This is a genomic window from Candidatus Fokinia solitaria, assembly GCF_003072485.1.
GTDB classification, from domain to species: Bacteria; Pseudomonadota; Alphaproteobacteria; order Rickettsiales; family Midichloriaceae; genus Fokinia; species Fokinia solitaria.
The window spans coordinates 279,355-295,486 of the sequence record NZ_CP025989.1; the positions used below are offsets into that span (position 1 = coordinate 279,355).

Genomic DNA, 16,132 nt, shown 5'->3' on the forward strand with positions numbered 1-16,132 from the left:
CTATTAATGTTTCTTGTGATGTTTTAGTGTCTGTGATGAAAATTCTTGTTGCGTTGTTGTGCGGTGGAAGAAGCACGAGAATGCGTTCTAAAAAACCGAAATTCATGCTAGAGCTAGCGGGAGTACCGATATTACATCATATACTACGTACTGTACAAGATGTTCAGATACGACTTATTTCTCATCAAGTGCATATGGATATATCGTTAGTGCTACACCATACTACTATCGATGAATCGGAGATTGATGCAGTGTTAGACGATTTCCCAACATTGCAAATACGTAAAATAGAACAAAAGATGGCGGGTACAGGAGGTGCTACATTAGCAGCGTTGAGCGATGCATCAGAATATGATGACGTTTTGGTATTATATGGCGATATGCCGCTTATAAAGGAAGATACACTTTATGAATTTATACAAAATTACAGAAGAAAACGATCATTAAAGCATAATTTTGCATCGCTTCATATGGCTTTTGCAACGAGTAATCCGATAGGGTATGGTGTTATGAAAACCGAATATGAGAACACTTCTCGTATAGTAGGAATAGTGGAGTTCGGCAGTGACGGAATGGAACGCCTACCAGTGAAAAAGGTACTATGTAATGCTGGTACGATGATGGCGCCTCTTCATATATTGCAAGAAGCTTTAACGTATATACAATCGATAAGGAAGGAATATGAGATTTTGCTAACAGAGGTAGTAAGCGTTTTTTTCGGAATGAATATGATAAGCGAGTGCGAAATATGTGACCAAAATGAATGTATTAATACGAATAACTTGTATGATCTTGCACGTGCTGAGGAAGAAATACAGGATAGAATACGTGAAGAGCTGATGATGAGTGGAGTCCATTTAATAGCGCCTCGTACAAATTTCTTTCACTATTATCACAATATTTGTGATAAGACTGTAATACATCCATATTCAATTATAGGAAAGAATGTTTTGATACATTCGGATGTAGTAATACTACCGTACTGTTATTTGGAAGGAGTTATAATTGAATCAGATGTTGTTGTTGGTCCTTTTTGCAGAATTAGAGGTGAGACAATTTTAAGGCGCGGTACAAAAGCTGGCAATTTTCTTGAACTCAAGAACTCAATTGTTGGTGAAGATACCAAAATTGGTCATTTTGGATATGTTGGAGATGCTATCATAGGTCATAAATGTAATATTGGCGCGGGAGCAGTATTTTGTAATTATGATGGCTATGACAAACATAAGACGACGATAAAAAATAATGCGTTTATAGGAGCGAATGTATCGCTTGTTGCACCTATTACAGTTGGAGATAGAGCTATGATAGGAGCAGGTAGTGTAGTTACACAGAATGTATCGGATAATGAGCTAGCAGTTGAGAGAAATACGCAAAAGAATACTAGAAGAAAAAGATTTATAAAATGAGATTGCACGTTTATGACTGTTATTGAAAGATAACGACAAGGTAGATGCGAATCCAATTAGATATACTTGAGATCGTATTTTTGCTTAGAATGGTGAAAATATGAAGAGTAGTACTGCATTCATTTTCTTCACAAAGACAATATAATTATTCATGAAGTGCGGAAAAATTAACAATGCTGCGCAGCTAATTTTCAAAAAACTTCTCGTCAAAATAATGTAGTCCAATGGCTTTTTTCACTTTATATAAAGTCATCTCCGCTTTCTTATTTGCTTTTTTACAACCGTCATACAGTATATTTTGCATTTCTATATGAGAAATATTACTTCTGCGTTCTCTATATGGTGCTATCAATTCTTGTAATGTATCGTTTAATATATTTTTCAGTGCTATATCACCTAAGCCACCTCTTGTATAATGCTCTTTTAGCGCGATAACTTCGTCTTTATTTTCATGAAATGCGTCAAGATATTCGAAAACAATATTTCCTTCTATGTTACCAGGATCGCTGACTTTTAGATGATTTGGATCTGTAAACATTGCTAGTACTTTTTGTTTAATAGTATCAGCTGAATCAGAGAGATATATTGCATTATTGAGAGATTTACTTGCTTTCGCCTTACCGTCTATACCGCTTAGCCTTTTAGTTGTACCTAGCATTGGTATAGCTTCTTTTAGAGTATCTCCATAGATAGAATTGAATTTTCTTACTATTTCATTAGTTTGCTCTATCATTGGTAGTTGATCTTCTCCTATTGGTATCAATTCTCCATCAAAGGCCGTAATATCAGCTGCTTGACTAACAGGATATATACAAAATCCTGCTAAGAGATTATTTTCATACTTTTTCTGCTGTATCTCTGCCTTAAGTGTAGGATTTCTTTGTAAGCGGGAAATTGTAACTAAGTTTAAGTAATAAATTGTTAATTCTGTTAACGACGGTATCTGAGATTGCAGAAAGATTGTTGTCTTACTCGGATCGATACCGACTGCAATGTAATCACGAAGCACTTCATACACATTCTGAGTAACTAGATTGGAATGATGAAAGTTATCAGTTAGTGCTTGTACATCAGCTATCATTACGTATTGCGTGTATTTTTTCTGTAACTCAATTCTTTGTTTTAAAGAGCCGACGTAATGTCCAAGGTGCAGTTTTCCAGTAGGACGATCTCCTGTGAGCACGATTTTTGCTGTGCCAGTGTGCATATGAATTGCTTTTCTTTCTTACGCACTATAACTAACAAATATATACATTAAAATCACTAATAATTATGAAATAGAATGAGATCGTTACCATCTTTACCAGCAACAATACATATAATTGGAATTGCAGGCATCGGTATGAGTGCGATAGCACAATTGTGCGTACGGCTTGGTTACGATGTACAGGGATCTGATTTAGACATATCGAAGTTTCCTACCGGTAAAATACAGCATGTTAGTATGTGTAACGGTCACGAAGAGGCAAATTTGTATCGTTGGAAAAAAGTACCTACATGTGTGATAGTATCGAGCATTATAAAAGATGATAATCCAGAATTGCTTGAAGCGATCAGAAATAATATACCAGTGATCAAAAGAGCAGAAGCGCTTTCATGGCTTTTGCGTGATACATTCAATATTGCAATTAGTGGTACAAGTGGTAAAACTACCACTACTTCCATAACTGGAGAATTGTTTTTGAAGCACAATATACCTTGTACTGTCATAAGCGGTGGAATAATGAAAGCTTATGGTACTAATTGCATTATTGGTGAATATCCATCAGTACGGTATCCAGTAGTTGTAGAAGCTGACGAATCGGATGGTACATTTACCGCAATCTCAAGAAATATAGCGATGTGCACTACGATTGTACCGGAGCATATGGAATTTTTTAAAAGCATAGAGGCGTTTGAGAAAGCTTATTGCGATTTTCTAAATAATGGAAAAGATGATATATGTGCAGTGGTATGCGGGGATATTGATGAAAATACATGTAGTAATCGTGTCATTAACAACAGCAAGAATATTATATTATATGGCTTAGACGAAAGTAGAAACCATGTCTATGCGAGTAACTTAGTAGTAGGAGAGTATACCGTATTCGATATATATATAAAGAAAACGCTACATCATTCTTTGAAATCAGATATAGAAATAAAAGGCGTAAAACTCTCGCTATTAGGTAAGCATAATGTGAAGAATTTTTTATGTGCTGTTTGTGGATTGATGATGTATCAAATTAAAACTGTTGGTTCAATCGATATCGCATATGATGTAATACGTGATTGTTTTCAAGATTTTCGAGGAGTTGAATCGCGGATGGATGCGCTTGGAAAGCTTTTCGATCGCTATGATAATGAGATCTACGTTTTTAGCGATTATGCGCATCACTATAAAGAAATAGAGTGTACGGCAAACAGTTTTATAGAGTACTGTCGTACATGCAGGCAAGATTGCAGTATAATTATTGTGATTGAGTTGCATAAATATTCGAGACTTACTGCTAATTTTGAACAATACCTTGATGTATTATCAGCTATGAAAGCAGATAAAGTGATATTAATGGAGATATATGAATGTTGGGAGAACGCGAAGGATTATCCAGTTACTTCCAGCAATGCACATGTAGCTAAAGTGGTAAATGAAAGAAGAGGAGAGGATTTTATAATAGTTCTGAAGAAAAACGAGTTGCTAAAAGACGTAATTCTAGAACAGGAGAAAGGTAAGAAGATGGTAATCTGCATGGGCGCAGGGAAGATGAGAAAGTGCGCAGAGGCGCTTATAAAGTAGTCTGCTTTAGAAGAATTGCTACTTCTCTGATTTTCTTTGTAATACTCGTACGAAATTTCCGAGAGGTGCGGACAATACTCGTACAAATTTGGAGTGTGGCGCAAGCATTACGCTAAGTAATTTTGCTCTCATACCGTTGATATCAGGCAATTTCGAGAGTGCAAGAACTTCTTCAGCGGAGTATGTTGTAGTGCCTAAGCATCCACCTACGACAGAGAGTACATTTTCGTTACTAGCAAAATCCACCACGAATTTTACTGCATCAATATTATTCTGATTTGCGAATATACCTATTGTAGTGCCAGAAAGAAAGTTTACGCATTCTGAGTATTTTCCATCTCCTAATGCTATCTTTGCTAAACTGTTTTTGAGAAATATGCAATCTGCGGACACTTTAGTGAGAGATCTGCGAAAATCCTTCATTTTTGGTACGGAAATCCCTTTATTCTTGAGAATTATAAGCATAGAATTTTGTGCTAAAGCAGAGGAAAGAGTCTCAACTCTTTCTATCTTCTTCATTCTTTTTACACTCTTCACGGCGTTCAGCAAACTATATTAACGTATAAAAACTCATTCCATAGCGATTAACCATGCGGAATGCTTACAATTACTTTATACGCTACATTCTTATAGCTTTGTATGTCAAGATGAAATTGACGTTATTTTACGTCTCTTTCCTCAAATTATGCCGTATATTGCCGTAAATTTACAGTAGACTTTTTGTGATAAAGCTACTATTCTACCGAAGGTATCTGCCTTAATAGAGTAATAAGATTCAGCAATGAAAGGCAATGTAGAGAAAACAGAACATAGCAGCGTCAATGTATCCATAGATTTGGAGATGCGGGAAGCGTACTTGAATTACGCAATGAGTGTGATAGTGAGTCGTTCTCTTCCAGATGCAAGGGATGGACTGAAACCTGTTCACAGAAGGATACTGTATTCTATGGGAGAGCAAAATAACAATTGGAATCGCCCGTATAGAAAATCTGCAAGAATAGTAGGTGAGGTATTAGGTAAATATCATCCACATGGTGATACCGCGATATACGATGCTTACGTTAGAATGGCACAGCCTTTTTCTTTGTATAAGACTCTCATAGATGGTCAAGGTAATTTTGGCTCTATAGATGGAGATAGTCCAGCACAGATGAGATATACCGAAGGAAGATTGCAAAAAATTTCCAACTTATATCTGCTAGCTGATATTGATAAAGATACTGTCGCTTTTAAGGATAACTACGATAATTCAGAAAGAGAGCCTACAGTGTTGCCTGCGCGTTTTCCTAATCTTCTTGTGAATGGCGCAAGTGGTATTGCAGTTGGTATGGCTACAAATATACCGCCGCATAACGTGGTAGAAGTGCTTAATGCGTGCCTTGCATATATAGAAAATCCGGATATTACGATACAAGAGGTAGTATCAAAGTATATACCTGCGCCAGATTTTCCTACAGGGTGTAAAATTATAGATTATGACAAATGCTATAATGCAATGCTTACCGGTAGAGGTAGTATTACGATAAGAGGAAAGACTCATATAGAAGAAAACAATAATAGAGCGTCGATAGTTATTACTGAGATTCCGTATCAAACTAATAAAGCGGAGTTTGTGAAATCCATGGAAGCGCTTGCGCGTGATAAAGTTATAGATGGTATCGCAGAGATCAGAGATGAATCAAATAAATTAGGTATAAGAGTAGTAGTAGAGTTGCGCAGAGAAGCTGCAGCAGAGGTAGTTCTTAATCATTTGTATAAGCATACAGTGCTAGAGACTTACTTCGCAATTAATATGCTAGCTCTCTATAATGGCAGACCTACTGTTTTGAATGTTTTGGATGTTGTAAAAATATTCGTAGAATTTAGGCAAGAAGTTATAACTAGAAGAAGTAGATTTCTCTTAAATAAAGCCTCCTCTCAAGCACATGTGATATTTGGATTATTAATGTGCATCGATAACATATCTCGCGTAATAGAGATTATAAGAGGCTCTAGAGATGTAGCTATTGCAAGAGAAAGACTATTGACTGAAAAGTGGTCATTCAATTATCTAGGTGATTTAGCTGCACTTACAAAAGTGTTGAATATACAAAGCTATGAAGACGGAGTTTATACTTTGAGTCAGCAGCAGTGTAAAGCTATCTTAGATATGAGATTACAAAGATTGACAGGGCTAGAAAAACAAAAGGTAGCAGAAGAATTTGAAGCGCTGCTTAGTGAAATTAAATTTCACCTTGAGATACTGAATTCTCGTACTGTTCTGATGGAAGAAATAAAAAATGAAATACTCGTAGTGAGAGATGATTTAAACGATTCGAGAAAAACAGAAGTCACTCAAATGCGTAGCAATATGAGCGAGGATGATTTTTTCTCTAAAGAAGATGTAGTGATACTGCTGACAAAAAGCGGATATATGAAGCGTACTTCACTTCAGCACTATAAAGATCAACGGAGAGGTGGAAAGGGAAAATCTGGAGTGAGTACATATGAAGATGATTCATTAGCAGAAATTTTAGTTACTACTACGCATCATAATTTGTTGTTTTTCTCTAATGCGGGGAACGTATACATGTTAAAGGTGTATAAAGTACCAGCAACGACGCTTCAGAGTACAGGAAGAGCTATAGTCAATTTTATACCATTACGTACTGATGAGAAGATCACTAATGTCATATCAGTAGATAGAGAAGTGTTCTTACATGGTACTCAAGAAATGTACGTATGTTTTTGCACATCACGTGGTAGTATAAAAAGAAATAGTTTATTGGACTTTAAAAATATTCCTAGTGGTGGCAAGATAGCGATTAAATTGGATAAAGATGATTATTTAATAGGTGTTTCGTTATGTACTGCAAATCAGTACGTTATGTTATCTACAAAAATGGGGAAATCTGTTTGTTTTCCTGTAGCGAATTTACGCGTTTTTAAAGGAAGAGCGTCTGAAGGAGTAAAAGGAGTGAGATTGGTGCGAAAGGATGATAGTGTCATTTCTATGTGTATGTTACCTGGAATAGATATTGATTACTCGATAAAGTCTTCATATCTAAAAATACCAAGTGACGTTCGGCTTCGGATGTCAGAAGAATTCGAGAATGGAAAAGATATAACTGAGTTGGCAAAGAGTGCGCTTGAGAAATACTGGAGTTACTCTGAATGTAGTGATGTGGAAGCTGTAAGCGAACTAGACGTAAGTGAACAAGAGAGTGTTGCAGAAGATATTAGTGAGTTGAATGATGATATCGAACATGTACTCGAAAAAAGCGTAATTGCTAGGATAGATGGCGATATTACTGTAGATAAATTAATAGAATTAGTGGTACATGAGAAGTTTTTGTTAAGTATATCGAGTAATGGATATGGCAAACGTACCTCATCATACGAATATAGAGTGACTGGAAGAAATGTTGGAGGAGTAGTAAATATGGATGTTGGTCGTGCTCATGTCATTGGAGTTTTACCGATTAAAGATACTGATAGCGTTATTTTAGCTTGTAATTCTGGTAAAGTGATTAGAGTATCTGCTGATTCTGTGCGTGTTACTGGAAGAAATACGAAAGGAGTACGCGTAGTATCTTTAGAGAAGAATGATCATGTAGTGTCGGCATGCAGTATATCAAGCTCTATCTTGGAAGAATCAGTAGATTGAATTAAAGGATTTTTGAAATAATCAGTTAGAGAAGTATTATGATAGCTTCGATTGAAAGAAATGAAGCGACTTTATTGTAAGACAGTAAGTGAAAAGATAAGCGAATTGACAGTTTCAGAGATGATTGCTTCAAGAGTGTATAAGATTGAATATCAAAAGAAGTGTTTATGTGAAGATACAGCTGTAAAAGCAATTCTTCATACCTTAAGAAAGCGACTTTATGATTTAAAAATTAAATGATAGTAAAAGATGAAAGTATCGATTTTATCCGAAGCTAAGTTATCGATTGAAGCTGAGTTATAATTATATCTCGAAGCTAAGATGTATGAAGAAAGGAGCGATGTGTAACACAAAGACACGCTAAAAGAAAGAAGATGATACGTAATGCAAAGACATACTAGGAGAAAAGGACGGTGATGTGTAATGCAAAGACAAATTAAGATGATGTGAAGAATGAATATTATGGATATATAGCGACGATGTTGACGAATTCATTGTAAGACCTTATATATCGAGGCTGATGATGAAGGTGTCGATTCTATGCGAGACTGAGTTATAAATTAAAGCTGAGTTATAATTATATCTCGAAGCCGATGGTGAAAGTATCGATTTTACTCGAAGCTAAGTTATAAATCGTAGTGGAATTATAATTATATCTCGAAGCCGATGGCGAAGATGTATGAAGAAAGGAGTGATGTTGACGAATTTATTATATAGCAAATAGAGATAAGAACTCATTATCACTCTAAAAGAGCCATAACTTTGAGAAAAAAGAAGATCGGAAGCGGAAAGAAATCCAGAGCAAGCCGACATAGAAGAAGCTAAGTATGATCGAGAACTCCACTAAAACGAACTGAGAACTTCTAGAGTATGATATGCTTTACGATGTTTAGATGCTTCGCGGGAAAATCATCTATAGAGAACTAAGCCTGCTTCGCTTTAAAACGAGGATTCTTCTTATTAATTACGTAAATCACGCCACGACGCTTCACGATTCTACAATCTTTATCGCGTTTCTTAGCACTTTTCAAAGATGAGAAGATTTTCATATCGCAAGAACATTGGTTGCGGGAGTTGGATTTGAACCAACGACCTTCAGGTTATGAGCCTGACGAGCTACCAGACTGCTCTATCCCGCGCCTTTCAAATGTAATTCCACAAAATTACAACACGTATACTGTATATTGAATCATGCACTATGTCAATTAATTTCATTTACCGTAGAGTACTCATTTGTATTTGCTTTAAAAAGAAACTTATTCGTAAGAGAAGTTGCGCCGTATAGCATTGGTACACTTAGCGCAACGAAAAACAGTTTAAAAGAATACGTACTAAGTATAAGAGGTAACAAATGTTCTTTTGGAAATATTTTCAGAAGTGACATTACCGACAGCATTATAGCAGTATCTATAAAGAGTGAAAACGCTGTACTACAGCTACTGCGTAGCCATAATAATTTCCCGTTTGTCAGTTTCTTAAAGTAAAGAAATATTCTCACATCGAGCATTTGAGAAGTATAGCACGCTATAAGAGATGCTATGAATACGGTATTATAGCATCCAAAGACCGTACTAAACGTCTCCGTACTCATTTTCGACCAAGAAGCTGCTGGCATTTGCATGAAGAGTAGCATAATGCATGCGACTCCTCCTCCTATTATGATGCCGAGGCGTAAGCAGAACCTTGCGGCATCTCTGCCATAGAATTCACTGATTATGTCACTAAGTAGAAAGGTGAAGGGATAAAGAATAGAGCCAGTTGGAATGGAGAAGGAAAGCAGCCCGAAGAGCATAAAGGTTACCTGCTTCTGATAGAGGAGGTTACTCAGAACGATTAGAACTGAGAACACCGCACACAATACAGTATATAACTTGTGTGATTGATATTTTTTCATTGCTTTGTGCTTCATAGTAAGAAAGCATTGCACAGTTGTCAAGACAATTTACGAGAATATTTTCTCTAATTTCGGATTAATACCTAGAGATACTGATATTATCACGATAGCAAGTAAAATATAAAATTCTGCTTTAGAAGAATCTCGAAGTTCAGAACTTATTTTTACTTGCGACAATCCAAGAGAAAAAAATATCCTTGAATACATCATCAGCATATAAATTGCTGAAAGAACTATATTTATCGATAGTAGAAAGCCGAATACTTTATCGAAATGATATACTCCGAATATTGTTGTAAATTCTCCTATAAATCCGGATGTAAGAGGTACTCCTATTGCACTTAACGTGAACACTGCAAAGGTACTTGCGAGCATTGGCATACGTTTTCCGAGTGTTTCCGGTATAAGATAAAGATTATATGTATGAACGCGTGTATGGAGAATACCAAGTCCAGCAAATAAGCCGCATGATACTACGCCATGACTAAGCATCTGAAAAATAGCACCTTTAAATCCATAGCTATTCAAGGAGAAGAGTCCAGCTATGACGAAACTCATGTGAGTAATTGAGGAGTATGCTACTATCTTTTTTGCTTCGAATTGCACTAACGTGATCAAAGACGCGTATATACCGCCAGCTATAACAATACTTACTAATATGGATTGCCATTCTTTGATAAAAGTTGGAAAGAAAGGAAGAAAGATCTTAATAAATCCAAAACAGCCTATTTTCAATAAAAGAGCTGCAAGTATCATAGAGCATGATGTTGGCGCTTCTACGTGAGCTTTTGGTAACCATGTATGAAAAGGAGGAATAGGAGTTTTGACTGCAAATGGTATGAAAAATGAGAGTGCGAGGTAATTGATATTTTGCGAAGGTATGGTTACTGATATCAAATTTGCAAGAGTATTAATATCTAAAGTACTATAAGATATCATGATATATGTGATACCCCATAGCATTATGACAGATGAAGCAATGGTGTACATCAAAAATTTAAAAGTCGCGTATACACGTCCTTCATCTCCCCATTTTCCTATGATGATGAAAGTTGGCACTAATACAAGTTCAAACATAGTGTAGAATACTAGCAGATCTTGAGTTGTGAATAAGTTTATCAGCATTCCCTGTATTATTAAGAATAATGAAGATTGCTGAATAGCGGCTGCTTCATCGCGATTTCCACTAAAGAAAGTGAATAGTATTGTGATGGACGATATTGATGTCGTAAGTAATACAAATACTGCAGATATATAATCTAATCTGACTGAATGATTTACAGCGATACTGCCGTTTGTACTAAAAAGATGCAGTCTGCATAAAGTGTGTAATTCTGAAAATAAAAATTTTCCATCCTGAGCATTATAGATACACACAAACATTACTATCGAAGAAAGAAATGTAATGAATGAGCAAGAGATAATTTGATATTTCAGAATATGATAAACTTTTTTTTCTTTCGTGATACTAATGACAAGAAATGAAAATACTGCACATAATATTGAAAGTAGTATCGAGAAGGATATCAGAGGAAACGATGTTATTGAAAGATGCATATTGTTATGTGATTAGTTTGAAAAATTTCATTATTGATTTCCTTTGGTTTATTGTCATCGATGACTAATTGTTCAACGCATAGCACGTTTGTTAAATCATCTATCAGCGATTTTGAAAATGCTATACTGGTATGCAGAATAATTTTTTGCATCATTTTATTCATTGCGATCTTACGTTCTGATCTAAATTTTCTCACAATGCTTATTACGTTTAGCGATTCGGAGATTGCAGTATTATCGTTTACTATTTCTTTCATCTCTGCAATGTGTTTAGGAAAAGCATCGTGAGAATGTACTGATGATAATGATAAATCATGATTTAATGTGTTACTCTTCTCTTTTGCTGTTCTCAGTATTATTTTTTGAAATATTTCTTCTGCGATATATGGTGTGATTGGCGCGATCAATTTCACTATAATAGATATCGCATAGTACATTGTGAGAGCTGCACTATTACCAGCTTTTGCGCTATGATGCAAATAAACGCGATTCTTGACGATTTCGATGTAATAATCACAAAATGTTTTCCAAAAGAAGTTTAATATCTCTCGCATTGCGTGACAGTAATCAAAATTATTATAGTGCTGAAAGACACTCTTTGTTAAAGAGAGTAATTCATTTAAAAGCCATATATCATATGTTTCTTCGATCTCACCAAGATGAAGTGAATTTTCGATAGTTGAAGGAGAAGCTGTCATACGTTCTAAGTGTTGAGCGCAAAATCTACTTGCATTAAAAAGCTTTGTAAGAAAGCGTTTTGCATCTTTGATAATATCATCAGAATACGCTATATCTGTACCGAGTGGCGCTGTAGCTGCCCAATATCGTATCGCATCTGCACCATGCGCTTTGAGTTCAGTCAATGGCTCTATAATATTTCCCTTTGATTTACTCATTTTCTCATGATTTTTACCAAGGCACCAGCCGCTGATCATGATGTTATGCCACGGTATGTTATCTTCATGAAAGAGAGATTGTGCTATCGTACCGAAAGCCCACGTTCTTATTATCTCATGTGCCTGCGTTCTAAGAGAAAATGGAAATATCGAAGAGTCTGTTTCTTTGAGAGATGCTACGTTAATTTGAGGAGATAACGTACTTGTAGCCCACGTATCCATTACGTCAGAATCCGATACTACATCATCTTTGGTATAGTCACGAGGCAGTATTTTAGCTGGATCAAGTGGTAATTGTGTTTCCTCTGCAACTATTACTTTACCTTCTTCACCGACTTTTTTGGAATACCATACAGGAAATGGTATACCAAAATATCTTTGTCTAGATATGCACCAGTCTTGATTAAGATTATCGATCCATTGTTCTACTCTTATTCTCATATAATCAGGATGCCAGTTTATCTTATGTACTTGCGCCATCAATTTATCTTTGTACCGCATTACATTAATATACCACTGTTGCGTTACTATGATTTCTAGTGGTGCGCCCGATCTTTCAGCGCATTTTACGTGTTGTACTACTTCCTTGCTATCTTTTAGTACACCTTCTTGCTCGAGTAATTCTACTATTTTTGTTCTCGCGGCTTTTATCTTCATACCATTTAGCAAGCCAGAATTTTCCATCAATCCATTTTTGGTGATAACATTGGTGCACGTAAATTTATGAATTCGCCACCACTCTACATCTTGCGCGTCTCCGAATGTGCAACACATCACAGCGCCTGTACCTTTTTGCATATCTACGCTTATATCTTCGATAATTGGCACTATATGATGAGAAATCGGAACGATACATGATGCGCCGATCAGTTTTCTATATCTTTGATCTTGTGGATGAATCAGTACTGCTTTGCATGCGTATAACATTTCCGGTCTTGTAGTGGCGATGATGATATCGTCTTGTTTATCACTAATCGAAAAAACGAGTTCATACATCCTCCCTATAAACTCTTTATCTTCTATTTCAGCTTGCGATATTGCAGTTTGATCTACATGATCCCAGAATACTGGCGCTTCTTTCCTATATATGATCCCCCTATGATATAGCTTCGTAAAAGATAATTGTGACAATCGTTGGACTTTTTCGGAAATTGTATTGTATTGAAGAGTCCAGTCATACGTAAAGCCTGCGATGCTTAATAAAGTTCGAAATTGCTCATGGAATTTCACTATTCTTTCCGAGCATTTTTGTATAAAGTCCGCTTTATCAATGCGGTGCGCTACGATATTGTACTCTTTTTCTATCAATCTTTCCGTTGGTAAACCGTTATCGTCGAAGCCTGGTGAGTAGAATACGTTGTATCCGCACATTCGCTTAAATCTTGCGATAAAATCGGTGTGAGAATAGCTAAATAAGTGTCCTATGTGCATATTGCCAGATACAGTAGGAGGTGGCGAATCTATCGAGAATACTTCTCTTTTGCATGCTGTTTGCCATTGATATAACTTGCTTGAATCCCAGAAGAGTCTGATTCTCGATTCAATGTCATCGTGATTATATTTTGTAAATTCGTACATTTTAAAGTGAAGAAAATGCTTGGAAACTTCAAATATTTACACTACCCTCCGTACTAGGTATGTGTGTATACGTGATCTTACTACGATGAAAAGATATTCTTTGCAATTACTTCCTTATCTTTACAATGCATTAGAGCCTAGCATTTCAAAGAGTACTTTGGAGTTTCACTATGATAAGCATCATCGTGGTTATCTTGATAATATAAATAAAATAGCTGAAGAATATAATTTAGAGCATGAAGGAGGGATAGAAAGTCTTTTTGTACATGCTGATTCAAAATTAAAAGGAGGGACTAAGGATCCAGCACTGTGGAATTCAGTATTTAACAATGCAGGACAAGTTTTAAATCATGACTTTTTTTGGAACTCAATATGCGCGCGAGAGGATTCTATTTCAAGCGCTGAAAATATTGATAATAAGCTGGTAACTGCAATTGAAACGGCATTTGGTTCAATCGATCAATTTAAACAGGATTTCGTCAAAGTTGGAGTAAGTCAGTTTGGTAGTGGATGGATATGGTTAGTATGGTTACCGCGTGAAAGAAAATTGCAAATAGTGAAAACAGCAAATGCAAATTCTCCATTGCTTGATGGTATGGTGCCTCTCATGGTATGCGACGTATGGGAGCATGCATATTATTTAGACTATCAAAATAGAAGAGCGGATTTTCTCAAAAAAGTTGTTGAAAATCATTTGAATTGGAAATTTGTATCAAGTCGTTTTAACTCGTTATAGTGATTGTCTGTGGTTTCTATATTGCATCTCTTCCTTCTTTCTTTCTTCGTTCTTACACTTGGTATCCTTTGTATGGTGCTAAAGAGAAGAAATGTGATGCACCTTTTTATAGGCATAGAAATAATGCTACTTGCGCTGAATATAATCTTTGTAAGTGTAGGTGTTTTTTTTAATGATATATTAGGGCAGATCATAGGTATCATCCTTATATGTGTTGGCGCTGCAGAAGTTGCTGTTGGATTGTCAATTTTAGTGGCTTATGTAAATGTGAAAAAGTCCACTCATTTAATGTCAGATGAGCTTGATAAATTACGTGATTAAAGATGAGAGTAGAGTTTATTATTGCTAGAAGATTTGCTTTTAGTAAGCAGAATAGAGCTTTTATGCATGTAATTAATGGCTTCGCTATTGCTGGTATAGCAATCGGTGTTGCTACTTTGATAATAGTAACGTCCGTGATGTATGGCTACAAATCATATATTGTGAAAAAGATGCTTGGAGTGCAAAGTCATCTCCTCATTTATCCATACGATGGTACTATGCTTCGTGATGAATGTGATGTGAAAAAAGTGAAGAGTATAAAGGGCGTAGAACATGTATCATGCGTCGTACAGGGACAAGCTATGGTGACTTATAATAAGAATATTGACGGAGTGTTGATAAAAGGCGTAGATAGTGAAGCGCTGGAGTATTGCTTTAAAGAAGGAAACTTTATTCGTGGCAGCATTGTAGAACGTAAAAATGATAATACTGGCGCCTTTTTTGTTGTTGGTGATGGTATTATGAGAAATGCATTACGTGATGGTACATTAAGAATAAAACTCACAATACCTCAATTTGTAGAAACGTTTTTAGGAATCATACCGAGAAGTAAAAGCTATCAGATAAACGATTATTTTGATTCAGGAATGATGGATTACAATAATAGTATGATCTTCATGAATATAGAGGATTGCAGGAAGCTATTTGGTTATTCAGAAAAAGTAATAACTGGCATTGAAATTATGGTACGAGATCCGCTTGATATATCAAATATTAAAGCTGAGTTAGAAGCGTTTTTTAAAGATAAATACGCTGTTCTCGACTGGAAAAAGAGGAATGGTCATTTGATAGTTGCTTTAGACGCTGAGAGAACAACTATGTATATAATACTGTCTATCATCGTTATTGTTGCGACTTTTAATATATTTTCCGGCCTCATGGTGATGGTGCAAGATAAAAGAAGAGAAATTGCTATATTAAGAACGATCGGAATGTCAAAATTTTCCGTGATGTCCATATTTCTTTTATGTAGCATTTACATAGGAATGAGTGGCACGGTGCTTGGTGTGATCTTCGGTTGCATATTTGCTAAAAATCTGCATTTTATCAGAGCTATTGTAGAAGAGTTATTTGACATGACTTTGTTTGATCCTAAAATTTATGTTTTAACGGAACTTCCAGTAGAGTTATCACTGTCAAGTATTGCGTCTATAGCTCTTTTTTCAATAGTCTGTTCTCTATTCGCATCTCTTTATCCTTCACTCAGTATTGCAAAAATATCTCCCTCTACTGTGCTGAAAGATGGATAAAATGCTTACTATAGTATCGTATAATTGACAAATTACCGCTATAAGTCTACTCTGAGAGTGATTATGACA

Annotated in this window: 12 protein-coding genes and 1 tRNA gene; 6 read left to right on the forward strand and 7 right to left on the reverse strand. The window is 35.8% G+C overall.

Annotated elements, in window-relative coordinates:
- Positions 1-35 precede the first annotated feature (35 nt).
- Positions 36-1,409, forward strand: coding sequence for an NTP transferase domain-containing protein (locus Fsol_RS01315; RefSeq protein WP_145958103.1), 1,374 nt, complete (start codon positions 36-38; stop codon positions 1,407-1,409).
- Positions 1,410-1,593: 184 nt separating this feature from the next.
- On the opposite strand, the gene trpS is transcribed toward Fsol_RS01315, so the two are convergent.
- The gene (gene trpS, locus Fsol_RS01320; protein ID WP_108673105.1) at positions 1,594-2,616 is read right to left on the reverse strand and encodes a tryptophan--tRNA ligase; all 1,023 of its coding nucleotides are present in this window, start codon (positions 2,614-2,616) and stop codon (positions 1,594-1,596) included.
- A gap of 75 nt (positions 2,617-2,691) precedes the next feature.
- Between trpS and Fsol_RS01325 the strand changes: the two genes are divergently transcribed.
- Positions 2,692-4,185 carry a Mur ligase family protein gene (locus Fsol_RS01325; protein WP_108673106.1) on the forward strand — a complete coding sequence of 498 codons (1,494 nt, stop codon included), beginning with the start codon at positions 2,692-2,694 and terminating at the stop codon, positions 4,183-4,185.
- An 18-nt stretch (positions 4,186-4,203) separates the two neighbouring features.
- On the opposite strand, the gene rplJ is transcribed toward Fsol_RS01325, so the two are convergent.
- Positions 4,204-4,704, reverse strand: coding sequence for a 50S ribosomal protein L10 (gene rplJ / locus Fsol_RS01330; protein ID WP_145958104.1), 501 nt, complete (start codon positions 4,702-4,704; stop codon positions 4,204-4,206).
- 262 nt (positions 4,705-4,966) lie between these two features.
- Here rplJ and gyrA point away from each other — a divergent pair, with 262 nt between their 5' ends.
- Positions 4,967-7,831, forward strand: coding sequence for a DNA gyrase subunit A (gene gyrA / locus Fsol_RS01335; protein ID WP_108673108.1), 2,865 nt, complete (start codon positions 4,967-4,969; stop codon positions 7,829-7,831).
- 923 nt (positions 7,832-8,754) lie between these two features.
- On the opposite strand, the gene ykgO is transcribed toward gyrA, so the two are convergent.
- The 5 genes from ykgO to Fsol_RS01365 form a co-directional block, all read right to left on the reverse strand.
- Positions 8,755-8,880, reverse strand: a complete 126-nt coding sequence (gene ykgO / locus Fsol_RS01345) for a type B 50S ribosomal protein L36 (RefSeq protein ID WP_108673110.1) — start codon at positions 8,878-8,880, stop codon at positions 8,755-8,757.
- Between the two features lie 13 nt (positions 8,881-8,893).
- A tRNA-Met gene (locus tag Fsol_RS01350) sits at positions 8,894-8,970 on the reverse strand.
- A 62-nt stretch (positions 8,971-9,032) separates the two neighbouring features.
- Positions 9,033-9,740 carry a queuosine precursor transporter gene (locus tag Fsol_RS01355; protein ID WP_108673111.1) on the reverse strand — a complete coding sequence of 236 codons (708 nt, stop codon included), beginning with the start codon at positions 9,738-9,740 and terminating at the stop codon, positions 9,033-9,035.
- Positions 9,741-9,773: 33 nt separating this feature from the next.
- Positions 9,774-11,282: a complex I subunit 4 family protein gene (locus Fsol_RS01360; RefSeq protein WP_108673112.1), complete on the reverse strand. Its 1,509-nt coding sequence runs from the start codon at positions 11,280-11,282 to the stop codon at positions 9,774-9,776.
- Entirely contained in the window at positions 11,267-13,756 is a 2,490-nt protein-coding gene (locus Fsol_RS01365; protein ID WP_108673113.1) for a valine--tRNA ligase, read from the reverse strand. The genes Fsol_RS01360 and Fsol_RS01365 overlap by 16 nt, the downstream gene beginning before the upstream one ends.
- Before the next feature lie 85 nt (positions 13,757-13,841).
- On the opposite strand from Fsol_RS01365, the gene Fsol_RS01370 reads away from it, so the two are divergent.
- Genes Fsol_RS01370 through Fsol_RS01380 form a run of 3 tightly spaced genes read left to right on the forward strand, consistent with a single transcriptional unit; the run spans position 13,842 to position 16,063 of the window.
- Complete coding sequence (locus Fsol_RS01370) at positions 13,842-14,492, forward strand: superoxide dismutase (protein WP_108673114.1); 651 nt, start codon at positions 13,842-13,844, stop codon at positions 14,490-14,492.
- Positions 14,493-14,501: 9 nt separating this feature from the next.
- Positions 14,502-14,813, forward strand: a complete 312-nt coding sequence (gene nuoK / locus Fsol_RS01375; protein ID WP_158521602.1) for an NADH-quinone oxidoreductase subunit NuoK — start codon at positions 14,502-14,504, stop codon at positions 14,811-14,813.
- Positions 14,814-14,815: 2 nt separating this feature from the next.
- A complete protein-coding gene (locus Fsol_RS01380) occupies positions 14,816-16,063 on the forward strand; it encodes an FtsX-like permease family protein (protein WP_108673116.1) in 1,248 nt (415 codons plus the stop codon).
- The last annotated feature ends 69 nt before the right edge of the window (positions 16,064-16,132 follow it).